The organism is Caballeronia sp. INML1 (genome assembly GCF_023631085.1).
GTDB lineage: Bacteria > Pseudomonadota > Gammaproteobacteria > Burkholderiales > Burkholderiaceae > Caballeronia > Caballeronia turbans.
The window spans coordinates 49,665-74,968 of sequence record NZ_JALQDT010000055.1 but is presented as its reverse complement, the minus strand read 5'-3'; the positions used below and the strand labels follow the sequence as shown (position 1 = coordinate 74,968).

General features: G+C 65.5%; 22 protein-coding genes. 14 read left to right on the top strand and 8 right to left on the bottom strand.

The features are described from left to right. Positions 1–42: 42 nt before the first annotated feature. Positions 43–297: a hypothetical protein gene (locus NCR38_RS20360; protein WP_061120052.1), complete on the top strand. Its 255-nt coding sequence runs from the start codon at positions 43–45 to the stop codon at positions 295–297. Between the two features lie 4 nt (positions 298–301). On the opposite strand, the gene NCR38_RS20355 is transcribed toward NCR38_RS20360, so the two are convergent. Further along, entirely contained in the window at positions 302–871 is a 570-nt protein-coding gene (locus NCR38_RS20355) for a lipocalin family protein (protein WP_061120051.1), read from the bottom strand. A 507-nt stretch (positions 872–1,378) separates the two neighbouring features. Between NCR38_RS20355 and NCR38_RS20350 the strand changes: the two genes are divergently transcribed. Continuing rightward, on the top strand, positions 1,379–2,359 hold the full coding sequence (locus NCR38_RS20350; RefSeq protein ID WP_086961371.1) for an AEC family transporter: 981 nt from the start codon (positions 1,379–1,381) through the stop codon (positions 2,357–2,359). A 110-nt stretch (positions 2,360–2,469) separates the two neighbouring features. On the opposite strand, the gene NCR38_RS20345 is transcribed toward NCR38_RS20350, so the two are convergent. Beyond that, the gene (locus NCR38_RS20345; RefSeq protein ID WP_061120007.1) at positions 2,470–2,709 is read right to left on the bottom strand and encodes a DUF4148 domain-containing protein; all 240 of its coding nucleotides are present in this window, start codon (positions 2,707–2,709) and stop codon (positions 2,470–2,472) included. Positions 2,710–3,220: 511 nt separating this feature from the next. Here NCR38_RS20345 and NCR38_RS20340 point away from each other — a divergent pair. Continuing rightward, a complete protein-coding gene (locus tag NCR38_RS20340; RefSeq protein ID WP_061120006.1) occupies positions 3,221–3,772 on the top strand; it encodes an NADPH-dependent FMN reductase in 552 nt (183 codons plus the stop codon). A 78-nt stretch (positions 3,773–3,850) separates the two neighbouring features. Here NCR38_RS20340 and NCR38_RS20335 read toward each other — a convergent pair whose 3' ends face one another. Both NCR38_RS20335 and NCR38_RS20330 read right to left on the bottom strand, forming a co-directional pair. Further along, on the bottom strand, positions 3,851–5,227 hold the full coding sequence (locus NCR38_RS20335; RefSeq protein ID WP_061120005.1) for a hypothetical protein: 1,377 nt from the start codon (positions 5,225–5,227) through the stop codon (positions 3,851–3,853). A 176-nt stretch (positions 5,228–5,403) separates the two neighbouring features. Continuing rightward, positions 5,404–7,665 carry a hybrid sensor histidine kinase/response regulator gene (locus NCR38_RS20330; RefSeq protein ID WP_061120004.1) on the bottom strand — a complete coding sequence of 754 codons (2,262 nt, stop codon included), beginning with the start codon at positions 7,663–7,665 and terminating at the stop codon, positions 5,404–5,406. An 816-nt stretch (positions 7,666–8,481) separates the two neighbouring features. On the opposite strand from NCR38_RS20330, the gene NCR38_RS20325 reads away from it, so the two are divergent. The 8 genes from NCR38_RS20325 to NCR38_RS20290 all read left to right on the top strand — a co-directional run bounded on the left by NCR38_RS20325 (position 8,482) and on the right by NCR38_RS20290 (position 16,043). Beyond that, positions 8,482–8,850, top strand: coding sequence for a response regulator (locus NCR38_RS20325; protein ID WP_014251608.1), 369 nt, complete (start codon positions 8,482–8,484; stop codon positions 8,848–8,850). Further along, a complete protein-coding gene (locus tag NCR38_RS20320; protein ID WP_061120002.1) occupies positions 8,843–9,466 on the top strand; it encodes a chemotaxis protein CheC in 624 nt (207 codons plus the stop codon). Before NCR38_RS20325 ends, NCR38_RS20320 begins: the two co-directional genes overlap by 8 nt. A 19-nt stretch (positions 9,467–9,485) precedes the next feature. Next, the gene (locus NCR38_RS20315; protein ID WP_061120001.1) at positions 9,486–10,427 is read left to right on the top strand and encodes a GGDEF domain-containing protein; all 942 of its coding nucleotides are present in this window, start codon (positions 9,486–9,488) and stop codon (positions 10,425–10,427) included. Between the two features lie 228 nt (positions 10,428–10,655). After that, positions 10,656–11,504: a presqualene diphosphate synthase HpnD gene (gene hpnD / locus NCR38_RS20310; protein WP_250477525.1), complete on the top strand. Its 849-nt coding sequence runs from the start codon at positions 10,656–10,658 to the stop codon at positions 11,502–11,504. Continuing rightward, positions 11,504–12,781: a hydroxysqualene dehydroxylase HpnE gene (gene hpnE, locus NCR38_RS20305; protein WP_250477524.1), complete on the top strand. Its 1,278-nt coding sequence runs from the start codon at positions 11,504–11,506 to the stop codon at positions 12,779–12,781. Before hpnD ends, hpnE begins: the two co-directional genes overlap by 1 nt. Then, positions 12,781–14,760 (top strand): squalene--hopene cyclase, encoded by a 1,980-nt coding sequence (shc, locus tag NCR38_RS20300; protein WP_061119998.1) that lies wholly within the window; start codon positions 12,781–12,783, stop codon positions 14,758–14,760. The genes hpnE and shc overlap by 1 nt, the downstream gene beginning before the upstream one ends. Continuing rightward, on the top strand, positions 14,757–15,443 hold the full coding sequence (locus NCR38_RS20295) for a phosphorylase (protein WP_409241435.1): 687 nt from the start codon (positions 14,757–14,759) through the stop codon (positions 15,441–15,443). The genes shc and NCR38_RS20295 overlap by 4 nt, the downstream gene beginning before the upstream one ends. 126 nt (positions 15,444–15,569) lie before the next feature. After that, complete coding sequence (locus NCR38_RS20290) at positions 15,570–16,043, top strand: acyl-CoA thioesterase (RefSeq protein ID WP_061119997.1); 474 nt, start codon at positions 15,570–15,572, stop codon at positions 16,041–16,043. A 70-nt stretch (positions 16,044–16,113) separates the two neighbouring features. On the opposite strand, the gene NCR38_RS20285 is transcribed toward NCR38_RS20290, so the two are convergent. Continuing rightward, complete coding sequence (locus NCR38_RS20285; protein ID WP_061119996.1) at positions 16,114–17,061, bottom strand: VacJ family lipoprotein; 948 nt, start codon at positions 17,059–17,061, stop codon at positions 16,114–16,116. Positions 17,062–17,108: 47 nt separating this feature from the next. Then, positions 17,109–19,769, bottom strand: coding sequence for an MMPL family transporter (locus NCR38_RS20280; RefSeq protein ID WP_061119995.1), 2,661 nt, complete (start codon positions 19,767–19,769; stop codon positions 17,109–17,111). Positions 19,770–20,030: 261 nt separating this feature from the next. On the opposite strand from NCR38_RS20280, the gene NCR38_RS20275 reads away from it, so the two are divergent. Next, positions 20,031–20,648, top strand: coding sequence for a phospholipid-binding protein MlaC (locus tag NCR38_RS20275; protein WP_061119994.1), 618 nt, complete (start codon positions 20,031–20,033; stop codon positions 20,646–20,648). Positions 20,649–20,691: 43 nt separating this feature from the next. Here NCR38_RS20275 and NCR38_RS20270 read toward each other — a convergent pair whose 3' ends face one another. Next, positions 20,692–21,330, bottom strand: a complete 639-nt coding sequence (locus tag NCR38_RS20270) for a response regulator transcription factor (protein ID WP_061119993.1) — start codon at positions 21,328–21,330, stop codon at positions 20,692–20,694. Beyond that, positions 21,320–22,747, bottom strand: coding sequence for a cache domain-containing protein (locus tag NCR38_RS20265; protein ID WP_250477523.1), 1,428 nt, complete (start codon positions 22,745–22,747; stop codon positions 21,320–21,322). The genes NCR38_RS20270 and NCR38_RS20265 overlap by 11 nt, the downstream gene beginning before the upstream one ends. Before the next feature lie 148 nt (positions 22,748–22,895). Between NCR38_RS20265 and NCR38_RS20260 the strand changes: the two genes are divergently transcribed. Then, positions 22,896–24,980, top strand: coding sequence for a carbon starvation CstA family protein (locus NCR38_RS20260; RefSeq protein ID WP_061119991.1), 2,085 nt, complete (start codon positions 22,896–22,898; stop codon positions 24,978–24,980). Positions 24,981–24,989: 9 nt separating this feature from the next. Further along, entirely contained in the window at positions 24,990–25,184 is a 195-nt protein-coding gene (locus tag NCR38_RS20255) for a YbdD/YjiX family protein (protein WP_061119990.1), read from the top strand. The last annotated feature ends 120 nt before the right edge of the window (positions 25,185–25,304 follow it).

The following is a 25,304-nucleotide window of genomic DNA, read 5'->3' as shown; positions in this document are numbered from 1 at the left end:
AAATAACGACCAGAATCAAAGGGGTACGGGATGAAGCGCGGGATGAGAATCGGCAGGGCAATCGGCCTTTCAGTCATGCTTGCGGGCAGCGCGTGGGCGCTTGCCGGATGCAGCAGCGCACCGCCGCTTTTTTCCGCCGATGGTCGCCCGACACAGCAGATTCAGTGCCCCACTTACAGCGGCTGGAGCAACTGCACCGACAACGCGAAGGCGCTCTGCCCGAGCGGTTATGACGTGCTCGGGCAGTCGACCGAGAACAATCAGAACGCGCTGCTCATCGCCTGCAAGGGAAGTTGACCGCTCAGCCTTGCTGCGTCTCGCGCAGCATCGTGACGTCGTACCCGAGCGCGCGCGTGCGCTCGATGAGCGTGCGGCGCAACTCGGCCGAAGGCTTCGCCTCGCGCGTCAGGATCCAGAGATAACGCCCGGTGGGCTCGCCGACGATGGACCACGTGTAATCGTCGGCGTGATCGAGGATCCAGTAGTCGCCGACATAGAACGGGCCGAAGAACGACACCTTCAACTTCGTCCCGTTCGATCCCGGGACGATCTTCGCGCGCCCCTCCGCCGAGCGGTACGGACCGTTCACGTCGCCTTGCCTGCACGCGTTGACGACGGATATGAGCCCGTCCTCGCGACGCGCGTAATTCGCCGTGACGGCTTCGCAGTTGCGTTCGAAGCGGTTCTCGTAGCGCGCGAACTCGTGCCACTGACCGAGATAGCGGTCGAGATCGACGGCCTTCGACGGTTCGGGCACATCGTCGTTGCCGCTCTTGCGCGCTCCGTTCGATGCGCACGCAGCGAGCGTGACGATGCCGCCGATCAAAGCCAGCGCCGCCGCGCCGTATGCCCAGGGTCTTCCGATTTTCATGTCGCCGATGAGTGAGAAGTGCGAGGGCAGAACGAGCAGCAAGCTTCGTTCCGTCCATATGTGACTCCCGAATTTCCTCACCGTCCGCCGCGTATCGTGTCGTGGGCGAACATCGGCGCGAGGCGCAAGTGGCTGTCCTGATTGGGTTTTATTCGATAGCCGCGACCCAGCGATAACGCATTGGCGCGGCTCCCGAATCACCTCACCTTTGGCAAAGCATGCCGATATCTCTGCAAGCTACGCCGGTTTTTGAAGACCGGCCGCACGGTGCGCCGGATACAGACCGCTGCGACCTAGAGAAAAGCCGAATGCGTTAAAGAACAATGACTTGCATCGTCCACTTGATACTGTGAATGAGCTGCTGGAAATGCTTCGCGGTCCGGATGATCCGGCCAAGAGTGAGCCACGCGTTCACACAGCGGCTCACCGTCGCCACACTCCCGAAACCTCTCACCTTTTTGTCCCGGGGTATCCTCTCGCTCTTCATACGCCCAAAGCAGCCGCCTCATGTCTTCGACGGTTTCCTTGCCTCAAGCATTCGTATCACTGCCTTCGCTGCTTACTCCTCTCGTCACGATCATCCTGCCGGTCTTCGGTCTCATCTTCGCGGGCTACGCCTGCCGCAAGCTGAACAAACTCGGGCCGGGCGCCGCATCCGAACTGAATCGCTTCGTCGTCTATCTGGCGTTGCCCGCGCTGCTCTTCGACACCATGGCGAAGACGCCGTGGAGCATGCTCGATCAGCCTGCGTTCATCGCCGCATTCGGCATCGGCTCAGCGGTCATCTTTCTGCTGACGCTCGTCGTGCGGCTGATGCAGTCGCGTCATCTCGCCGATGCGAGCATCGACGGATTGAACGCGGCGTATCCGAACACCGGTTTCGTCGGCTTGCCGCTTTGCCTGCTCGCGTTCGGCAAGGAGAGTCTCGCGCCGGCCGTGATCGCGACGATCATCACCGTCTGCGTGCTGTTCTCGGTGGCGATCGTGCTGATCGAGCTCGGACTGCAAAAAGAGAAGCACATCGGCGCAACGCTCGCGCATGTGGCGAAGTCGCTGGGGAAGAATCCGTTGTTGATCGCGCCGGTCGCTGGCGCGTTGTTGAGCGGTTCGGGCGCGCAGGTGCCCGAAGGCGCAGAAGCGCTGCTCAAGTTGTTGGGCGGCGCGGCGAGTCCTTGCGCGCTCGTCGCGCTCGGTCTTTTTCTCGGCGCGAAAGGCGAGGCGCGCGCCGTCGGCACGACGAGCGCGCTCGTGGCGCTCAAGCTCGTCGCGCAGCCGCTTTTGACATGGTGGCTGGCCTTCCATGTATTCAACTTGCCGCCGCTCTGGGCGAAGACCGCCGTGATTCTGAGCGCCCTGCCGACCGGCACCGGCCCATTCATGCTCGCCGAGTTTTATCGACGCGAAGGCGGGGTGACGTCGAGCGCGATTCTCTTCTCGACCGTGGCTTCGCTCGTCACGGTGACGCTTTGTTTGACTCTGATGCTCTGAGCATGCAAAAAAACGCCCGGCGCGGGGCACCGGGCGTAACCACCTTCTGTTCGACGGTGGAGGAGGACCAGTTCAGACTGCTTCCTCTGATTCCTTCAAGTTGCCGCTGGTTACCGCGTGTTGCTGCCGCCGTGAGCGTCGGCGCGCAGTTGTGCATGCCGTTCCTGATACGGACGCAACTGCGGGTAGCTCAGCGAATTCACGGCGTCGAGATCGCCCGCACGACGCGCGCTCGCGAGTTCCGCCTTCACTTCCGCGCGAGACTTGCCCACCGATGTCGTCTGAGCGAAAGCGGGTGCGGTAGGGAGAAGCGCGGACAGAACCAGACCGCCGAGCAATGCGTTTTTCATTTGAAGCCTCCTGAATGCTTGCGCGTCGACCCCGACGCTTGAAGGGCAGTCTAGGAGCATTCCTATTGGACAAAAATACCGATTGAGCCAACACATTGTTGTCAAGAGTGGATGAATGCTGGTCCTTAACACCAATTAAACGTTGGCTTCACACGGCGGATTGTTACGATATCGACAAGAAAGCCGCCACGATGCCTGCTTTTACGGACATTTGGCGCGCACCATGTTTCGTGTACGAATCAAAAACTGAACGGAATGGGAGTTACTCTCGACTTATCCACAATTTCTGTGGATAACCGTGGGGATAGGTCACCGCGAACCGCATGGCGTCGCGGCGAAAGGTAGATTGCTCGATTCGTCGCAAAAATAGTCCGTAACGTGTCGGCGGGCGTCGAAGACTGTAACCTTGCGATGCGCCTGACATGTGCACGCGTGTCGTTTCGAGAGCGGCGCTTCCGGACCGTTCATCGTCCGGTCCGTCTATTTTTCATCCTTTCACGGGGAAGATTTCATGGCCTTGAAGATTGCGGTGGTCGTTGGCAGCCTGCGGCGGGAGTCGTTCAACAAGCAGCTCGCGCATGCGCTCGTCTCGCTTGCGCCGAGCGATTTTTCCTTCGAGTTTCTCGACATCGGCACGTTGCCGCTCTACAGCCAGGACTACGACAGTGACTTCCCGGAAGTCGCGCGCGCGTTCAAGCAGAAAATCGCCGATGCCAACGGCTTGCTGATCGTGACGCCCGAGTACAACCGCTCGATTCCCGGGGTCTTGAAGAACGCGCTCGACTGGGCCTCGCGTCCGTGGGGGCAAAGCGTCTGGGGCGGCAAGCCGGGCGCGATCATCGGGACGTCGGTCGGGGCCATCGGCACGGCCATCGCACAGTCGCATTTGCGCGGCGTGTGCGCGTATCTGGACATCGTGCTGATGAATCAGCCGGAGATGTACATCAAGCACGATGAGAAGCGCATCGACGCGAGCGGCAATATCGTGAGCGAGGACACGCGCAAGTATCTGCAGACGTTCATGGACAAGTACGCCGCATGGGTGCGTGATCGGGCGGCGTAAGCGCTCACCTTTCCCGATGCGACTACGGCCCGCTGAGAGCGGGCCGTAGTCGTTTGCTGCTGTTTCACATGACGAGACTCAGACGTGATGATGTCCCGTCACGCGATCCCATCCGTGGCGGATGGCGGCCTTGAAGCGGTCCCACGTATCGCCTTCGGGATGCTTGCTTTCCCAGTCGCGACGCGTTTCATATTCCATCTGCTCATCCCACGCGCGGCTGCGGAAGCGATCGTCGTTGCCGAGCGTCGCGCCGTAGCGATACGCACCCTGATAGTCCTCATAAGGCTCGCCCGTCGCCGAGTACTTTGATTCGTAATCGGCGCGGAAGTCTTCTTCGTACTCCATGTACTCGTTGGGCACCGTTGCCGGACCGGCTGTGGGCGCACCCACCGGACCGGCGGCTTGCGTGCCCGCCGAAGCGACCACCGGATCAGGCGACGATCCCGCCGCGCGCGCCGCACCGGGCTGATAGGGCGCCGCCGGTTCGTCGAGCGGTCCGAGCGGTTCGACCGAGCGCCATTCCGAAGCCGTGTCGGTGCGCACGCCGGGTAGCGGGTCACGTTCGGACGCAGCCGCGCCCGTCGTGCGAAGCGGATCACGGCCGGCAAGCGCGTCGCGTTCCGATAGCGATTCGCCCGTGAGTCCGTCGCGCGCCGCGAGCGGATCGGCGGGCGTGCCGGCGAGCGGATCGGCAAGCGGGTCGATGCCGGTCGTCGCGTACGGATCGCGGCCCGTTACGGGATCGCGTCCGGCGAGCGGATCGCGCGTGGTGCCCGCGGCTTCGCTCATCGTCGACTGGGACTGCGACTGTGACTGCGATTGCATGCCGCTGCGCGGCATCAGCGGATCGTCGGCGGGATCGCTGACGTAATCGCGCGGCGTCAGGGCAGCCGGATCGCCGACGTCCGCGTGCGGATAGGCGCGCGCGCGCATCGGCGTCGTGTCCGGACCATTCACCGGCTCGCGTCCCGGCACGGCGCTGCCGCGTCCTAGGCCGAGCTCGTCGAGCACCGAATGGTCGCGGTCGTCGGCGGCCGTCGCGGACATGCCCGGCGTGCCGTGTTCGAGCGTCGTCCAGCTCGCCGCGCGTTCGTCGATATCGATCGCGCCCTGGTCGCTCAGTGTCGCGCGCGCGACGTCGGCCTGCTCGGCGCTCGGTGTATCGACGGCAACGAGGATCGCGCCGCGCCGCACGGCCTCCGAATAGTGCGCGACTTCCGGCGGGTGATCGCGCCCGCCGAAGAGCATGCTGAAGAAACGCTCGATGTTCGCGAGCATGCCTGGTTCCCGATGCGTGACGGCGTCGGGCATGTCGGATTGCGCGGCTGCGTCGTCGCGTTTGGGATTGGCCTGCAGTTCGATATCCGCGCGCGGGAAGCCAGCGGCGATCAAAGCCGAGCGTGCGTCCTCGGCTTGCGCAAAGGTATCAAAAACTCCGATGACGGTGTGTCGCATGTACGCCTCCTGCGGTGGGCGGATTCCGGAAATCGGCGACGTCGTCGCCGCGCCTGGAGGCAATTACGCAACTCGCGTGCCGGATGCGTGCGGGCCGTCGGGCGCTGGAGAGCATGTGACCGGATGGCGGCGCTTTTACAAACGGGCGTGCAAAAGTCGATCGGATTGCGGGCGCTTCAACGATCGGAGGAACGCGCCGCATGCATATCGCGCGTGGCGTCCACGCGCTCGCGGATCGCGCGCAGGAGCGAGTCGAGCAGCGCGATATCGAATGGCTTCGACAGCACGCGCGCGCCCATTTGCCGCGCGCGGTCGAGTTCTTCCGCGTAACCCGTGACGAGAATCACCGGAATGTGCGGCTCGAAGCGCTGCAACATCTCGGCGAGATCGATGCCGTTCATCTGCCCCGGCATGTGGATGTCGGACAGCACGACGTCGAAGGGGAAGTCGGTGGCGGCGTCGGCGCGCGCGGCTTCGAGCACGGTGGCGGCGGTATCGGCGTTGAAGACATAGGTGACGTGGTGGCCCATCATCGTGAGCAGGGCCTCGGTGCCGGCGGCGACTTCCTCATTGTCTTCGACGAGCAGCACGCGCAAGCCGTCCGCCTCTCCCGCCGCGGCCTGTTCTTCCGCCACGGCCGCGCCCGGTGCGCCCGCCGCGCGCGGCAGATACAGGCGCACCGCCGTGCCGGCGCCGATCGCGCTGTCGATGGTCGCGAGCCCGCCCGCACGTTCGCAGAACGCAAAGACCTGCGGCAGGCCGAGGCCCGTGCCCATGCCCTTCGGCTTGGTCGTGAAGAGCGGTTCGAACGCGCGCCCGAGCACGTCGGAACTCATGCCGGAGCCGTTGTCCTCCAGCATGATCTGCACGAATTCGCCGGTGATCGGAAAGCCGTCTTCGTGGCGAAAGCGCACGTTGTCGGCGCGCACGGTGAAGGTGCCGCCGTTGGGCATCGCGTCGCGCGCATTCACCGCGATGTTGATGAGCGCGAGTTCCAGTTCCGCCGGATCGACGCGGATCGCCCACACGTCCGGCGCGACCTCGACGTTGAGCGCCACCTTCGCACCGAGCGACGCGCGCAGCAGCTCGCGTCCCGCCGGCACCCATCTGCCGATAGCGATGATCTCGCTTCTCAACGGCTGCTTGCGCGCGACGCCGAGCAACTGCCGCGTCAACGACTGGCCGCTCTTCAACGCGCGTTCCATCGCCGTCAGCTCGCGGTCGAGGCCGGGCGCGCCGCGCCGCCGCGCGATCTGCACATTGGTCGAGACGATCATCAGGAGATTGTTGAAATCGTGCGCTACGCTGCCCACGAGATTGCCGAGCGCTTCCATCTTGCGCGCCTGGCGATACGCGGATTCGATCGAACGGCGCATCGACGCTTCCGCCTGCCAGCGCTCCCACGCGTCTTCTTCGGTCGCGAGCCGCCGCAACGATTGCGCGATCACGCCCCACAGCACGACGCACGGCGCGAATATCGAGAGCGCCAGCACGCTCAGATGCTTCCACCAGGCGGACCAGATCGTCGCGATCGGATAGCCGCTCGACACGTAGACCGGATAGGCGCCGACGCGCCGGAACGCGACGATCTTCAATTGATTGTCGAGCCCGGACACCATCTTCACGACGCCGCTGCGGCGCCCCTCGACGTACGCTTCGCGCAACGGCGAGCTGGCGGCGAGCGCCATGCGCTCGGGCGGGCGCGGCGGATACCAGGCGAGCACTTCGCCATCCGAGCGTGATAATCCGAGCGAGACGCTCGGGTTGTCGCCGATGAGCTCGCGGTAGAACGCGCCGAAGTACGCGGGCCGCAACGCGATCGACACGATGCCGTCGAACTTGCCCGACGCCGTGCGGCGCGCGACCGCCGTGTTGAACACCTGCTCGCCGGCGACCCGTCCCACCATCACGCGGGAAATCTGTTCGATCTGCTGGCCGGCGCGCAAGCCGCCGAAATCGTCCCGGTCCGCGACCGAAATGTCGGGCGCCGGCCAGGTGCGGCTCGTCGCGAGCAGCCTGCCGTCGGAACCGAACACCGAAGCCGCCGCGACCTGCTGATAGCTGCTGCTGATCGTCCTGAGACGTTGATGAATCGTGGCGCTCTCGCGACGGATGGCGGCGGCGTCGAGGTCGTCGAGCAGATCGACGATGCGCTCGTTGAGCGTCACGTTCAGATCGAAGACCTTGAGGGCGTGCTCCTCGGCGACGCGGGCATTGCGCGCGACGAGATCGGAGGCATCCGCGACGCGCGCGTGGTAATCGGTGAAGGCGGTGACCACGACGTATACGCACGGCAGCACGATCGCGGCGACGAGGAGCGCGTAGAGCGTAAGCCGCTGCGCGGCGAAGTTGCGTTCGGGAACGACCGGAAACGGCGGTTCTTCCTGCCATGATTCCCCGGCAGGATCGGCGTTGGACTCCTCACGTTGCAGCGTCATTTTTGGCAGCGAATTGGAAAACTTACTCGACGCCTGCGCCAGGCGCCCGTCGTGACGGGCGCGTGGTAGGAAGTTGCCGAGCCTGACCGGTGCAACCGCAAGTAGAACGCATGAAGCATGCCGATCGGGGAGTCAAGCTGCACGCGACACGTGGAGGAAAACCTCGGTCACGCGCGAAGTTAGCGAGATTATCGGAAGCGCAAACGTACACAAAAGCAAGAGAACGTATCACAACAGAAGGTGGGGCGTAGAATCTTCCTGATTAACGACTGTTTTAATCATATTAATTCTCGCTTCGCACTCTCGCGAGTTGCTTTGACATTCTGATGGGCAGACAATGCAATCCTCCGACCTGATACGCCACTTAGAAGCGTCGGCCGGAGGATACAAGCAGCCTTGCGGCGCGCGCCGGGGAGCAGTACCGCTTGTCCGGCCAGTCGCCGGCGGGCAGCGCGACCAAGCGAGGATAAGAAGGCCACGGTCCGGAACTTTTTTCGGACCACGCACGGGGCAGTCAACATGACGCCGATCGAGAGCCAGCATGCATCGCGCGGAGTGCGCACGCTGATCACCCAGCGCTCGCCCGCGGGTTGGCGCGCCTTCGTCCACAAGCGCCGCGCCTGGCTCATCGCCGCCGAGCTGCATCTCCGACAGCGCCCGCATTCCCGCCGGGCGAGAGGGCTCGTACCGGTTCTGCCGTGAAGATCGCTTTAAAGATCGCCGCGCGGATGCCGTAATCAAATACGAGAGCCTGCCGTGTCTGCCGACGCGCCGCCGCCCTCAGCCCGAAAACAGCCCAAAAAGATCCTGCCGACCATGCCGTTGCCGATTGTCATTGCCGATGATTCCCTGCTCGCGCGCAAGGTGCTGACGCGCGCGCTGCCCCCGGACTGGGACGTCGAGATCTCCTATGCGACCAACGGGCGCGAGGCGCTCGAGCATTACCGGGCCGGCCGCGCCTCGGTGATGTTCCTCGATCTCACGATGCCCGACATGACGGGCTATCAGGTGCTCGACGCCTTGCAACACGAGGACCTGAACACGTTCGTGATCGTCGTGTCGGCCGACGTGCAGCCGATGGCCCAGGAGCGGGTGCGCGCGCTCGGCGCGATCGCGTTCCTGCCGAAGCCGGTGACGCCCGAAGCGCTGCGTCCTGTTTTGAAGGAGTACGGACTCCATGGTTGAACCCGCCCTGAACGAAGATCAGCGCGACGCGCTGCAGGAAGTCGCCAACATGGCGATGGGCCAGGCCGCGACCCGACTCTCGAAGCTGCTCGGCACATTCATCGAGCTGTCGGTGCCGCGCGTGCGCGTCGTGAGCGTGGCCGAGGCATCCGCGGCGCTCGCCGAGATGACCGGCATCACCGATACCGTGACGGCCGTGCGCCAGGGCTTTCGTTCCGACATCAAGGGCGAGGCGATCGTGCTGTGCAAGAGCGGCAGCGTCGATCAGCTGTGCGCGCTCGTTGACGATCCGTACACGAAATCCACCTACGAGGCGACGACGCGCACCGAACTCGTCTTCGACGTCGCGACCGTGCTGATGGGCGCGTGCGTGTCGTGCATCCTCGACCGACTCGGCCGCTCGCCCATCTTCTCGCCGCCTGGCATGCTCGGCTCGGAAATCGGGCTCGACGAGGTGTTTCAGCCGGCGATGCTCGCCTGGAAGACCGCACTCCTGCTCGAAGTGAATTTCGCGCTCGAGGACCACAGCTTCCGCGCGCATCTCGTGATGCTGATGGCCGAAGACGCCATCCCGCATCTGAACGAAGCGCTCGACGCGCTTCTGTCGAGCCTCTGAACGGGACGCCATCGTGAGCATGGACGAACTGCGCCACGCGCTCTCCGAACTCGTGATCGAGCGCGTGGGTTTCGGCATTTTCGTGCTCGATCGCGATCTGAACGTGCTGATGTGGAACCGGTTCATGCAGGACCACAGCGGCAGGACGGCCGAACAGGTGATCGGCAAATCCATCTTCGCGAGCTTCCCCGAACTGCCGCGCGTCTGGTTCACGCGCAAGGTCGAGAGCGTGTTCCAGCTCGGCAGCTTCGCGTTCAGCTCGTGGGAGCAGCGGCCGTATCTCTTCAAGTTCGACCACGATCGGCCGATTACCGGCGGCGTCGATTTCATGCAGCAGGACTGCACCTTCATGCCGCTCATGCTCGAGCGCGAGGTGCGCGCCGTCTGCGTGACGATTTCCGACGCGACGCACGCGAGCATGATGCAGCGCGCCCGCGACGAAGCGGTGGCGAAGCTGCAGGAATTCGCGGACCGCGATGGTTTGACCGGCATCGCCAACCGGCGCTACTTCGAATTGCGCCTGCGCGACGAATTCTCGCGCTGGCAGCGCTACGGCGGCGAGCTGTCGATGCTCCTCTTCGATCTCGACCACTTCAAGCGCATCAACGACGACCTCGGCCACCTCGTCGGCGACACGGTTTTGCGCGTGATGGCCGAGCGCGTCGCGAAGAGCGTGCGCGTGCAGGACGTGTTCGGGCGCTTCGGCGGCGAGGAATTCGCGCTGCTTCTGCCGTGCACGAATTTCGAGGACGCGATGATCGTCGCGGAGAAGGTGCGCCGCGAGATCGGCGAGACGCCCATCGACGTGCAGGGCGCACGCGTGCCGGTCACGGCGAGCGTCGGGGCGGCGCGTGCGCGGACCGGCGTGACGTCCTCGTACGAGGCGCTCATCAACGAGGCCGATGCGGCGCTTTATACGGCCAAGCGTGAGGGGCGGAATCGGGCAGTGGGCTTCGCCTGAATCGCCGCTCGATACGCCGGGCCTTGCCCCGCGCGGCTCCGGCGCAATCGGGCAAAGTATTGATATACTCTTTGCCGCTTCCGGCGCAGTCACAGCCGGCTCGCGCGCCGCCTTTCCTCCTCGGTCGTCCCGCTCAGCGCCACGTGGTTCCGCGCGCACCGGCGGCATCGGGACCGGCGCCCGATCTCTTACAAATTTGCCCTTGGGGGCGCCACAGCGGAGTTCGTCTTGGCTGTTTCCAATATCATCGCTGACGATCCTGCTCCAGACGCCGCCAAGGCGTCGTCGGGAAGTTCGTTTTATCTCGCGATGCGCATCCTTCCCGCCGAGCAGCGGGACGCGATGTACCAGATCTACGCGTTCTGCCGGGCGGTCGACGATATCGCCGACGAAGGCACCCTGCCGCGCCGCGAGCGCGCGCTCGCGCTCGATCAGTGGCGCGAGGACATCGACGCGTGCTACGCCGGCAAGCCGAAGAAATCGCTCGAAGCGCTCACCCGCCACATCCAGGCTTTCCAGCTTTCACGCGACGACTTCCAGGCCGTGATCGACGGCATGGCGATGGACGCCGCCGGCGATATCGTCGCCCCCGACGAAGCCACGCTCGACCTCTATTGCGACCGGGTGGCGAGCGCGGTCGGGCGGCTGTCGGTGAGAATATTCGGGATGCACGAGGACGCCGGACGGCGGCTCGCGCACCATCTCGGCCGCGCGCTGCAACTGACCAACATCCTGCGCGACATCGACGAAGACGCGGAAATCGGCCGCGTGTACCTGCCGCGCGAACTGCTCGCGCGCGAAGGCATTTCTACGAGCGATCCGGCGAGCATCGTCGGCGATGCCCGCCTGCCGCGCGTGTGCGCCGTGCTCGCCGAGCGCGCGAAAGGCCATTACGCCCAGTCCGATGCGATCATGGCGGCGTCGCCGCGCGCCCAGGTGCGCGCCCCGCGCATCATGTCGGCGGCGTATCGCACCGTGCTCGACGCCAACCTGAAACGCGGCTTCGACCTGCCACGCACGCGCGGGCGCACGCCGCGTGCGCGCCTGCTGTGGATCGTGGCGCGCAACCTGATCTGATGTCCCGGCGTGTCTTCGTCGTCGGTGCGGGCGTCGCCGGCCTCGCCGCCGCGGTCGAGGCGCAGCGCCGCGGCGCGCGCGTCGTGCTGCACGAGGCGGCGCCTCACGCGGGCGGCCGTTGCCGCTCCTTCTTCGATGCAAAGCTCGGTGTCACGCTCGATAACGGCAATCATCTGCTGCTATCAGGCAATCAATCGACGATGGCCTATCTGCGTGCGATCGGCGCAACCGGCACGCTGATCGGTCCGACGCAGCCCGAGTATCCGTTCTTCGATGTCGCGACCGGCGACGCCTGGACCGTCCGCATGTCGCCGGGGCGCTTGCCGCGCTGGATCTTCGACGCCGAGACGCGTGTGCCGGGCACGCAGCCCGCCGACTACCTGCCGTACCTGCCGCTCTTCTGGGCTAAGCCGGGCCGCACGATCGAGGAATCGGTGCGCCGGAAGGATCGCGTATGGAGTCTTCTCGTGCGTCCGCTCCTGCGTGCGATGCTCAACGCCGATCCGTCCGAAGCGAGCGCGGAGCTCGCGGCCGGTTTGCTGCGCGAGACGGTCGCGCAGGGCGGTCAGGCGTGCCGTCCGCTGATCGCGAGAAGCGGGCTGTCGCATGCGTTCGTCGAGCCGGCGTTGCGGCTTTTGCAGTATGGCGGCGCGGAGATCCGGCTCGGTTCGCGCGTCGCGGGCATCGGGGTTTCGGGCACGGATTCGAAGGAGCGTGTAAGCTCGCTGGCTTTCGAAGGCGCGGCGGAGCCCGTCACGCTCGGCACGGGCGATGGCGTCGTGCTCGCCGTGCCGCCCGACGCGGCGCGCCGGCTGGTGCCGGACCTGACCGCGCCGGATGCATCGCGCGCGATCATGACCGTGCACTTCGCTGTGGACGCGCCGACGGGCTTTCAGCCGCTGACCTGCGTCGTCAACGGCATGTCGGACTGGATCTTCGCCGCCGACGGCCGGCTCTCGGTCACGCTCGCAAGCGCCGGCCGATGGCTCGCGACGCCGCACGAAGAACTCGCGCAGGCGGTATGGCTGGAGACGGCGAAGGCGGTGCGCATGCCCGCGGTGCCGACGCCGCCGTGGCAAGTCGTCGCCGAGGAGCACGCGACGTTTGCCGCCGTGCCGTCGCAGGAAGGCCTGCGGGCCGCCACGCGCACGCGCTGGCACAATTTCACACTCGCGGGCGACTGGACGGCGACCGGCCTGCCCGCGACGATCGAAGGCGCAATCCGCTCCGGCCAGAAGGCGGCGGACGCGCTGTTGAACCCATCGATGGAACGCTGATGAACGATTTATCCCTGTCGGCCGTGGGCGTGCAGGTTTCGGGCGCCTCGCTCGACGCTGCCGTCCACCGCGCCACCGATGCGCTGCTCGCGGCGCAACATCCGGAAGGCTACTGGCTCTACGAACTCGAAGCGGACGCAACCATCCCGGCTGAATACGTGCTGCTCGTCCACTATCTCGGCGAGACCGCCGACGAGAAGCTCGAAGCGAAGATCGGCCGGTATCTGCGCCGCATTCAACGCGCGGACGGCGGCTGGCCGCTCTTCACCGACGGCGCGATGGACGTCTCCGCGACCGTGAAGGCGTATTTCGCGCTGAAGATGATCGGCGATTCGGCCGACGCCGAACACATGCAGCGCGCCCGCCGCGCGATCCTCGCCGCGGGCGGTGCCGAGAAGGTGAACGTGTTCACGCGCATCCTGCTCGCGCTTTTCGGCGTCGTGTCGTGGCGCGCGGTGCCGATGATGCCCGTCGAAATCATGCGCCTGCCGATGTGGTTCCCGTTCCATCTGTCGAAGGTGTCGTACTGGGCGCGCACGGTGATCGTGCCGATGCTCGTGCTCAACGCGAAGCGCCCGCGCGCGCGCAATCCGCGCGGCGTGCGCATCGACGAGGTGTTCACGAATCCGCCGGTCAATACCGGCATGCCGTCGCGTTCGGGGCATCAGAGCCGCGGCTGGTTCGCGTTCTTCCGCGTCGTCGATTCGATCCTGCGCGTCGCCGATCCGCTGCTGCCCAAAGCCGGCCGCGAACGCGCGATCGATGAAGCGGTGCGCTTCGTCGACGAGCGCCTGAACGGCGAAGACGGCCTTGGCGCGATTTTTCCGGCGATGGCCAACTCGGTGATGATGTACGACGTCCTCGGCTATCCGCCCGAACATCCGAATCGCGCGATTGCGCGCAAGTCGCTCGACAAGCTCCTGATCGTCGACGACGCCGACGATGGCGAGGCGTATTGCCAGCCGTGCCTGTCGCCGGTGTGGGATACATCGCTCGCGGCGCATGCGCTGCTCGAAACCGGCATGCCAAAGGCGCGCTCGGCGGTGGCGCGCGGCCTCGAATGGCTCGTGCCGCTGCAGATTCTCGACGTGCGCGGCGACTGGATCTCCCGCCGTCCTGACGTGCGGCCGGGCGGGTGGGCATTCCAGTTCGCGAACCCGCATTATCCCGATGTCGATGACACGGCCGTCGTCGCGATGGCGATGGAGCGTGCCGATCGCGAGAACGGCACGGCGATGTACGGCGAGTCGATCGCGCGCGCGCGTGAGTGGGTCGTCGGCATGCAGAGCAGCGACGGCGGATGGGGCGCGTTCGAGCCGGAAAACACGCAGTACTACCTGAACAACATCCCGTTCTCGGATCACGGCGCGCTGCTCGACCCGCCGACGGTCGATGTCTCCGCGCGCTGCCTTTCGATGCTCGCGCAACTCGGCGAGACGTCGCTCAACAGCGAGCCCGCGCGTCGCGCGTTCGACTACATCGTGCGAGGCCAGGAGCGCGATGGAAGCTGGTACGGCCGCTGGGGCCTGAATTACATCTACGGCACCTGGTCGGCGATGTGCGCGCTGAACGCCGCCGGCGTCGCACCGACGGACCCGCGCATGAAGCGCGCGGCGGACTGGCTCGTCGGCATCCAGAACAGCGACGGCGGCTGGGGCGAGGACGGCGAGAGCTACAAGCTCGACTATCGCGGTTACGAACAGGCGCCGAGCACCGCGTCGCAGACGGCGTGGGCGCTGCTCGGACTGATGGCGGCGGGTCTGGTCGAGCATCCGGCGGTCGCGCGAGGCGTCGATTATTTGCTCAGGACGCAGCAGGCGCACGGCCTGTGGGACGAGACGCGCTTCACGGCGACAGGCTTCCCGCGCGTGTTCTACCTGCGCTACCACGGCTATCGCAAGTTCTTCCCGCTGTGGGCGCTCGCGCGCTATCGAAACCTGACACGCGACGGCCTCACGCGCGTGACGGCGGCAATGTGAACGCGCCCGTCGTCGCCGTGACCGGCATGGCGTTCGAGGCGAAGATCGTGCGCGGGCGGGGCGTCGATGTGGTGTTCGCGGCGCGCGCCGACTGGCTGGAGCGCGCGTTGTCCGATGCGATCGCGCGCGGCTGCTCGGGCATCATCAGCTTCGGCACGGCGGGCGGACTCGCGCCGGATATCGAGCCGGGCGAGTTGATCGTCGCCGAGAGCGTGTGCGGTCCGTTCGGCGAGTTGCATACCGATGCGGCGTGGTCGGCGCGCATCGTCGATGCGTTCGCGGGCACGCCTGTCGGGCGCGTCGTGCGGCGCGGCAGGATGGCGGGCGTCACCGCGCCCGTCAAGACCGAGGCGGAGAAGCGCTCGCTGCATTCGTCGACCGACGCGCTGGCCGTCGATATGGAATCGCATATTGCCGGGGCGATCGCGACGGCGCGCGGCTTGCCGTTCGCGGTGTGCCGGGCGGTCGTCGATCCGGCCTGGCGAACATTGCCGCCTGCCGCGACGGCCGGTTTGCGCGACGACGGCACGACGGCCATCGGTTCGATTCTGCGGGAATTGCTGCGCGATCCGGCGCAACTGGGCGCGCTGTTGCGGCTCGCGTCCGACGCTCGCGCGGCCCGCGCGACGCTCGTCCAGGCGCGGCATGCGCTGGGATCGGCGCGGGCTCTGGCGTTTGGCTGATCATTTTGTTCTCCCCTTGCTTTCTGCGGGTTAACCCTCACTTCGTTATAATCAGGGAAAACCCTTACCCAGCGCGCGTCTCTTCTCTGCACTTCGACGCGCGGTAAAGAAAGCGAGGTACCGCAAATGAATTTCCACACCCGTAAGTGGGTCAAGCCCGAAGATCTGAATCCGAACGGCAGCCTGTTCGGCGGGAGCCTTCTGCGCTGGATCGACGAAGAAGCCGCGATTTACGCGATTTCGCAGCTGGGCAATCAGCGCGTCGTGACCAAGTTCATGTCCGAAATCAACTTTGTGAGCTCGGCGCGTCAGGGCGACATCATCGAGCTGGGCATCACCGCGACGCATTTCGGCCGCACGTCGATCACGCTGCGCGCGGAAGTCCGCAACAAGATCACGCGCAAGAGCATTCTGACCGTCGAGAAGATGGTGTTCGTGAACCTCAACGAGCAGGGCGAGCCCGTGCCGCATGGCCGCACGAAGATTCGCTACGCCGACGAACTGTTCGAGGCGTATCGCCGTGATCAGGGCGGGGTGGAAGCGCCGAAAGTTTCCGACGACGATCTGATGGAGGAAGTGGCGGAAGAGGCCGCGCATTGATAGCGCACCCGCACACTAAAGACAAAACGGGCGCTCGGGCGCCCGTTTCCTTTCCGGCTTCGAGACCTGCCTACTTCCCCGCTGGCTGCGCCGCCGGATCGTCATACTGCGGCAATCCCTGAGCCTTGCTCGAGCTCGGCGACGGCTGCGCCTTCGGCGCGTTCTCCTCGGGCGCAGGCGACTTTCCGCCGACCCCACCCGCAGGCGATGCCGCCGCGCCCGGATCGACATACGTCGGCAAGCCTTGCTCCCTGCTGCCGCCGCCGCTTGAGCCTTCCGGCGCGCTGGCTCCCTCCGGCGCGCTCGCGCCTTCGGGCGCCGATGCGCCTTCATCGCCGTAATCGGGCAGCGAGCTCGCGCCGCCGCCGGTCAGCAAATATTGACGCCGCTGCGTGTATGCGTCGCGCACAAACGCGTATTTGTCGAGCGCGGCGGCCGAAAGCAGGTCGGTCGCGCCGATCAGGTCCGCACGCGCGCTCACGAAGTTCACGCCATAGAGCGGCCAGCGGATGCCCGCATCGGCATAACTGACGGGATTCACGCGCCAGTCGACGAGCCAGGTCGTCGAATCGCGAAACGAGCTCGGGCCGAGCAGCGGCAGCACCAGATACGGCCCCGACGGCATGCCGTAGTGCCCGAGCGTCAGGCCGAAGTCCTGATGGTGCTTCGGCAAGCCGGCGGGCGACGCGATATCGATCAGGCCGCCGATGCCGAACAGCGAGTTCATCGCGATGCGCATCAGATCCTGCGTCGCATCGGTGATCTTCAACTGCAGCAGGTTGTTCGCGAAGTTCGAGAAATCGCCCAGATTCGAGAAGAAATTGCTGACCGCGGTGCGGAACGGGCTCGGCGTGTAATCGACATAGAACTGCGCGACGGGCTTGGCGACGTAGGTATCGAGCGTGTCGTTGAACGTGAAGATCTTGCGGTTCATTGGCTCGAGCGGGTCTTTCGCATTGCGGTCCGGGCCGGTCGCGCAGCCCGTTGTTGCGAGCGCGCCCGCAATCGCCAGGCTCATCCCAAATCTGCGCAGTGCACGAGCGGTCACAGCCGTCGATCCCCACTTCATTCTTCAATTCCTCTTAGGTTGTCATGTCGTTGCGCCGCCCTGAGCTTCGCGCGGGCGGCCGCGCGCACCTTGCGCGGTTTGCCCATCAGGACGGGCTGGAAGACCACCGCGCCGATGAGCGTGCAAAAGAGCGACAGCGCCAGCAGCCGCCCCATGCTGGACGTGCCCGGATGATGAGAGAACCACAGGCTTCCGAACGCCGTCGCCGTCGTGGCCGCACTGAACATAACGGCATGCGTGAGGCTGGACTGAAGCAACCGCGTCTGCCCGGAACGCCACGCCATCACGAAATAGATCTTGAACGCCACGCCGACGCCCAGCATCAGCGGCAGCGCGATGATGTTCGCGAAGTTGAGCGGCATCCTGAAGACGACGCACAGTTCCAGCGTGACGATCGCGGAGACGAGCAACGGTACCAAAGTTCTCAAAACGTCGCCAAAACGGCGCAGCGCGATCCACAGCAGCACGGCGATCGCGATGAGCGAGTAGAGCGCCGCCTGCTCGAACGCCTTGATGATCGTCTCCGCCGAATGGCGCACGGAAATCGGCCCGCCGATCGCGTCGGGCGCGGCCTTCTGCACTGCGTCGGCGAAGCGGGCGAGGAGCGCGTCGTCGTTGGGATCGACCCCGGGCGGGATCCTCGGCGCGATGTCGACGAGCGCTTCGCCCTGCGGCGTCACGAACGACGCGACCATCTGCGGCGGCAGCGTGTCGCGCGTGATTTCCGCAGGCGTCAGGAGCGCGCGCAACTGCGCGAGCGCGAGGCGCAGCGGCTCGGCCATCGCGTGCTCGGCGCGGTCGCGCGTCGCGGCGTCGGCTTGCGCCAGCTTTGCGAGCGTCTCCGAAAGATGCTTCGCTTCCTTGTCGCCGGGGCCGGGATGCTCGTCGGCGGCGAGCGAAAGCTGGTTCGACACGCGTTTGAGCGCCGCGACGCGCACGGCGTCCGTCACGGGCGCTGCCGTCTGCTGATCGAGCGCGGGCAGCAGTTGATCGGCGGCGGCCTTGATGAGCTCGAGTTTCTTCGGCTGATCGGACGGGATGAGCGAGGAGAGCGTCGTCGCGCTCCCGACTTCCGGCAGTTTCCGCAGTTTCGCCGCGATGCCGTCGGCGTCGGCGAGCGAGGGCGCGAGCACCGCGACATCGTTCACCGCGCCTTCCGGCGAGTCCTTGAGCGCGATGAGCGTCGCCATCGACTCGGTATGCGGGTCTTTCAGATGCAGCGGATTGAAGTCGAAGCGCAGATCGAAGAGCAGCGGCAGCGCGCCGATGACGACCACGAGCGTGCCGATGAGCACCGGCTTGCGATGCCGGTCGAGGAACTCGTCGACGGGCGCGAGCACCGGAAAGCCCGGTGACTGCGCTTCGCCCGGCGGCGCGAACACTTTGATGAGCGCGGGCAACAGCGTCATGTTGGTCGCGTAGGCCACGAACATGCCGACGCCCGCGATCAGCCCCAGCTCCGAGACGCCGCGATACGCGGTCGGCAGAAACGAGAAGAAGCTCGCGGCGGTCGCGGCGGCGGCGAGCGTGAGCGGCACGGCGACATGGCGCGCGGTTTCCGCGAGCGAGACGTCGAGCCGCTTGTGCCGGTAACGCTCCTCGCGATACTTCACGCCGAACTGGATGCCGAAGTCCACGCCCAGGCCGACGAACAGCACCATGAACGCGACCGAGATCATGTTGAGCGCGTGGACCATCATGAGGCCGAGCGCGGCGGTGATCGCGAGCCCGACGAAGAGCGTGATGAACACCGCGAGGATCATGCGCTTCGAGCGCAGCGCGACCCAGAGGATCATCAGCACGACGAGGAAGGTCAGGGCGCCATTGAGCACGGCGCCGTCCTGCACGGATGCGAATTCCTCGTCGGCGAGCGGCTGTGCGCCCGTCAGATGCAGCGTCGCCCCATACTTTTTGTCGATGCCGAGCTCGGCGGCCTTCGCGCGAATCTCTTCCGATGTCCCCGCCGCCGCCTTCAGCGCATTGAAGTTCAGTTCCGGCAACACGGTGACGAACGCACGCCCGGGCGCCGCGCTGTTTGGCGAATCCGCGAGGCCGCGCCAGGAGAATGCGGCGGGCTGATTCGCGAGCACGCGGTCGAGCACGGCCGCGCTCCTGCCGAGCAGACCCGCCATCTGGCCGAGGCTGACCTGTCCGAGCGTCAGCGGCAGATTGAGCGTCGTGTTGAGGGTCTGCGCGAGGCCGGTGAGCGTCGGGTCGTGCGCGAGCGTGTTGATGAGCGGGCGCGCCTCTACGAGCTGCTTCGTGACCTGTTCGACCTTGTCCGTCGGCAGATAGAGCAGGCCGTTGTGCTCGAAGAACGCGCCGCCCTCGGGCTGCGACACCGACCTGAAGCGCTCCGGCTCTTTCGCGAGCGCGGCGGCGAGCTCGTTCGCGGCGGCATCGGCGAATTCCTGCGCCGGCGCCTGAACGACGATCAGCAGCGCCGCGCCGCGCTGCGGAAACGCCGCGTCGATCGCCTTGCTGCGCGCAGCCCACTCGGGCTCCGTCTCGATCAGCTGGCTGACATCGGTGCTGATTCTGAAGTGATGGACGACATAAATCGTGGAGAGCACGCCGAGCAGCAGCGAAACGGCGATAATCCACGCCGGCCGGCGGATGGCGAGGGTGACGAAGCGAGTAATGTTGGACGTCAGCATGAAGACGCTACCTGGTGTGCCCTGTTATCTTTTGTGCGTGCGAACGCGCGAATTGCATGATGCCGACCGCCGGGATCCGGATCACTCCATGAAACGACGTGGGAAGCCGCGCAAGTATACCGGGCGCACCGCAACACTCCATGCTTGAACTGTTGCGGCGCGGCGGTGTCGATATACTGACCTCGCAGCCAGCTGGCCGCCGCTGCAATGTCCGAAGGCCGCACAACCCGCGCCACCAAACCTGATTAGAGAACGGGTGCCATGAAACGCTATCTGTCTATTTGCTTCGCTTTCCTCCTAGCCTCGCTGTCCTTCGCGGGCGAGGCACTCGCACAAACGAGTCCCGATGCCGTCGTGAAGAGCGCCGTCGAAGGCACTGTCAACGCGATGAAGGCCGACCCGCAGGCGCGCGGCGGCGACATGGCGAAGATCACGCAGCTCGTCGAAACGCGCTTCCTGCCCGCTACCGACTTCCAGCGCACCACGCGCATCGCGGTGGGCAAGGCCTGGGCGAGCGCCACGCCCGAGCAGCAAAAGCAGCTTTACGACCAGTTCCAAACGCTTCTGGTTCGCACGTATGCGGCCTCGCTCTCGCAATTGCGCGATCAGGACGTGAAGTTCAAGTTCGATGCGCCCAACATCGATGCCAACACGAAAGACACAGTGGTCGAATCGCACGTCATTTCCACGGGCGGCGACAACCCCGTGCGCTATCGTCTGGAGAAGACGCCGCAGGGCTGGAAAATCTACGACATCGACATGATGGGCGCGTGGCTCATCCAGGTCTACCAGCAACAATTCGCCGGCCAGTTGCAAAAGGGCGGCGTCGACGGCCTCATCAAATTCCTTTCCGAGCACAACGCCCGGTCCGCAGGCTGAGTCGCGTCTCGTCGCGCTTCGTGTCTTCCGCCGAGGCCGGGCGTCACGTTCGGCGGTGCTCCACCGCGAACTTGATCAGCTCGGCCTGTCCGTCGATATCCAGTTTGCGCTTCAAATTCAGGCGATGCGTTTCCACCGTGCGCACCGACAGCCCGTGCTGCTGCGCGATCTGCTTGCTCGATAAGCCCTCGGCCAGCGCGTCGAGGACGTCGCGCTCACGCGGCGTCAGGCGTTCGAGCGGCGTCTGCATCGACTGTGCCTGAATCATGCGTGCGGCGAGCCCGGCGCTGAAAAAGGTCTTTCCGGCGAGCACCGCGTCGATCGCCTGAAGGATCTCCGCGGCGGGCGAATCCTTCAGCACGTAGCCGCTCGCGCCCGCGCGCACCGCCTGCTTCACGTACTCCACGTTGTCGTGCATCGACAGCATCAGCACGCGGATGCCCGGATGCCGCTCGTGAAAAAGCGCCGCCAGCTCGATGCCGCTCATGCCCGCCATGCCGACGTCCATCAGCGCGAGATCGGGCGGATTCGATTCGTCGGCGGCGAGCGCGAGCGCTTCTTTTGCGTTGCCCGCCTCGCCGGTCACGCAAAGACGCGGCACGGAGTCGAGTCGGGCGCGCAAGCCGTCGCGCACGAGCGGGTGATCGTCCACGAGAATGATGCGGGCGGGTTCAGCGCTCATCGGTAAGTCCTTGAAGATTGGGTGCGGCGAGCGGCAGCGGCACGCTCGCGGTGATCGACGTGCGGCCGAGTTGCGAGCCGATCGCCAGCGTGCCGCCGAGCGTGTCGAGCCGCTCGCGCATGTTGCGCAGTCCGACGCCGCTCGCCGGATCGGAGAGCGCGCCATGCGCGTCGAAGCCGCGGCCGTTGTCGGTGATGTCGAGCGTGACGGCGTGCGCGGCGATATCGAGCGTGATCACCGCGCGCGATGCCTGCGCGTGCCGCGCGATGTTGGTCAGCGCTTCCTGCGCGATGCGAAAGAGCACGGTGTTGACGGGATCGGGCAGCGTCGTGCGCTGCGTCGCACAGGGCTTGCCGTCGTCCATCGATTCGAAGCGCGCCTCGATGCCGTCCTGGCCGTCGAATTCGCGCACGAGCTGCTCCAGCGCCGCGGCGAGACCGAGGTCGTCGAGCATCGCGGGGCGCAGCGCATGCGAGATGCGGCGCACTTCGCGCAGCGTGCCCGAGAGACGTCCGAGGCTCGTCGCGAGCGCGGCCTCCGCGGTCGGCTCGCGCGCCGTGCCATACTCGAAACGCGCGAGCGCCGATTCGAGCAGCAGCTTCACCGAGACGAGCATCTGGCTGATGCCGTCGTGCAACTCGCGCGAGAGCCGCGCGCGTTCCTGTTCCTGCGAATCCACCACTTGCCGCGCGAGGCGCTTCAGCTTCGCATCGGCGCTTCGATGCTCGCTGATGTTGAGCACCGCGCCGCACACCGCGATGATCGCGAGCCCGGCGAGCGCGATCGCGCCGATCCACATCAGCGTGCGCTCGATATTCGTGGCCGCCTGCGAGTCGATGCGCGCAAGCGTCGTCTCGACATCCTCCAGATAGATGCCCGTGCCCATCATCCAGCCCCAGCGCTCGAGCGGCACCACGTAACCGAGCTTGGGCGCGATCAGTCCGGTGGACGGCCGCCGCCAGACGTACCGGACGTAGCCGCCGCCTTTCGATGCCTGTTCGATGAGTTCCTGAATGGTCAGCGCGCCGTTCGGGTCGCGCATCAGCCAGAGGTCGCGTCCGACGAGATCCGGCTGGCGCGGATGCATGAGCGATGTGCCGTGCATCGTGTAGACGAAAAAGTAGCCGTCCTGTCCGAAATCGAGCCGCTGCAGCGCGTCGAGCGCGAGGCGGCGGCGTTCGTCGTCGCTGCGCGGGTCGGTCGCGGGAGCATCATAGTATGGCGCGATCGCGCTCTTCGCGATCTCGACGTAATGCCGCAGCTCGATCTCCTTGCTCGCCATGTAGGCGGCCTGCGTCGTCTCGTGCTGCGCCTGCGCGAGCGACTGCGCCTGCTGGCGTACACCGTAGGTGATTCCACCGATCGCCAGCGCGAACGGCACGATCGCAAGCAGGAAGATCTTTGCCTTGAGATTCATTGATACAGGGTTTTCCGCTACGTGAAGCCACGTAGTACGCATACGTAGTTATGCGCTTGTAAGCGCCCGGGCGAAAGCGAATACTACCGCCCAATGCGCTATCACGGCGCATCCATCGACCTGACGGGTCAATAACTAAGGAGACGCCATGAATCGGGCTTCCGGATTCCTGGTCTGGATCGCGCTCGCGCTATTGGGCGCGTTCGCATTCGGCACCATTGCACTCGCGCACGGCGAGCGTATCAGCGCACTGTGGATCGTCATCGCGGCGGTCTGCGTCTATCTCATCGCTTATCGGTTCTATTCGCGCTTCGTTGCGGCGAAAGTGCTGCAACTCGACGGCCTGCGCATGACGCCGGCCGTTCGTCATAACGATGGCCTCGACTACGTGCCGACGAACAAGTACGTGCTCTTCGGCCATCACTTCGCCGCGATCGCGGGCGCGGGCCCGCTGGTAGGCCCTGTGCTGGCCGCGCAGATGGGCTACACGCCCGGCATGCTGTGGATACTCGCCGGTGTGGTGTTCGCGGGCGCGGTGCAGGATTTCGTCATCCTGTTCATCTCGACGCGACGCGACGGCCGCTCGCTCGGCGATCTCATCAAGATGGAGCTGGGCACCGTGCCCGGCGTGATCGCGCTTTTCGGCGCGTTCCTCATCATGGTGATCATTCTCGCGGTGCTCGCGCTGATCGTCGTCAAAGCGCTGACCAATTCGCCGTGGGGCACGTTCACCGTCGCGGCGACCATTCCGATCGCGCTCTTCATGGGCGTCTATACGCGCTACATCCGTCCGGGGCGCATCGGCGAGGTGTCGATCATCGGTTTCATCGGCCTGATGCTCGCGATCGTGTACGGCGGCCAGGTCGCGGAATCGGCGACGTTCGCGCCGTATTTCACGTTCACCGGCGTGCAGCTCGTGTGGATCCTGATCGGCTACGGTTTCGTCGCGTCGGTGCTGCCGGTGTGGCTGCTGCTCGCGCCGCGCGATTATCTGTCGACTTTCCTCAAGATCGGCACGATTCTGGGTCTCGCGGTCGGCATTCTGATCGTCGCGCCCGAACTGAAGATGCCGGCGTTCACCAAGTTTGTCGATGGCAGCGGGCCGGTGTGGTCGGGCAACCTGTTCCCGTTCCTGTTCATCACGATCGCGTGCGGCGCGGTGTCGGGCTTCCATGCGCTCATCTCGTCGGGCACGACGCCCAAGATGATCGATAACGAAGTCAACATGCGCTTCATCGGTTATGGCGCGATGCTGATGGAGTCGTTCGTCGCGATCATGGCGCTCGTCGCCGCCTGCGTGATCGAGCCGGGCGTGTACTTCGCGATGAACAGCCCCGCCGCGCTGCTCGGCTCGACGCCCGAAGCGGTCGCGCAGACCGTCTCGAGCTGGGGCTTCGCGCTGACGCCGGACATGCTGACGGCGACGGCGAAGGCGGTCGGCGAGACGACCATCGTGGCGCGTGCCGGCGGCGCGCCGACGCTCGCGGTCGGCATGGCGCAAATTCTTCATCAGGTGATCGGCGGCCCGGCGATGATGGCGTTCTGGTATCACTTCGCCATTCTGTTCGAAGCGCTCTTCATCCTGACCGCGGTCGATGCGGGCACGCGCGCCGGCCGCTTCATGCTGCAGGATCTGCTCGGCACGTTCCATCCGGCGCTGCGCCGCACGGAGTCGCTTCCGGCCAACCTCATCGCGACGGGCCTGTGCGTCGCCGCGTGGGGCTACTTCCTGTATCAGGGCGTGGTCGATCCGTTCGGCGGCATCAACACGCTGTGGCCGCTCTTCGGCATCTCGAATCAGATGCTCGCGGGCATCGCGCTGATGCTCGGCACCGTCGTGCTGTTCAAGATGAAGCGCGAGCGCTACGCGTGGGTCACGCTCGTGCCGACGATCTGGCTGCTCATCTGCACGTTGACGGCCGGCTGGCAGAAGATTTTCGACGCGAATCCGAAGGTCGGCTTCCTCGCGCACGCGGGCAAGCTGAAGGACGCGTACGACGCGGGCAAGGTGATGGCGCCGGCGAAGTCGCTCGCGGAGATGCAGCGCATCATCTTCAACGATTACGTCGATGCGGCGCTTGCCGGGTTGTTCATCTTCGTGGTGGTGAGCATCGCGGTGTACGGCGTGCTGGCCGTGTTGCGCGCGCGTCGCGAAACGAAGCCGACGGTGCGCGAGACGCCATTCGAGGCGATGCCCGCCGGCGCGGGCGCAGCGGTTCGTTCGGGCCACTAGGAGCGCACGATGTTCACCGATCTTCGGCAAGCAGGACGCTATCTCGGCCAGACGATGCGTCTGATGGTCGGAATGCCTGATTACGACGCTTATGTCACGCACATGCAGACGACGCATCCCGACAAGCCGATGATGAGCTATGCGGAGTTTTTCCGTGAGCGTCAGGAGGCGAGGTACGGATCGGGAGCGGGGAAGTGCTGCTGAGCTGATGCGGCTTAGCAGTGGTTGACGAGAACGCGACGGCGAGAGCCGTCGCGTTTTTTGTGCGTGTAGAAATGGCAATGTTCGATCTCGCCGCTCGAAGCGTTGCCGATCCGATGGAAC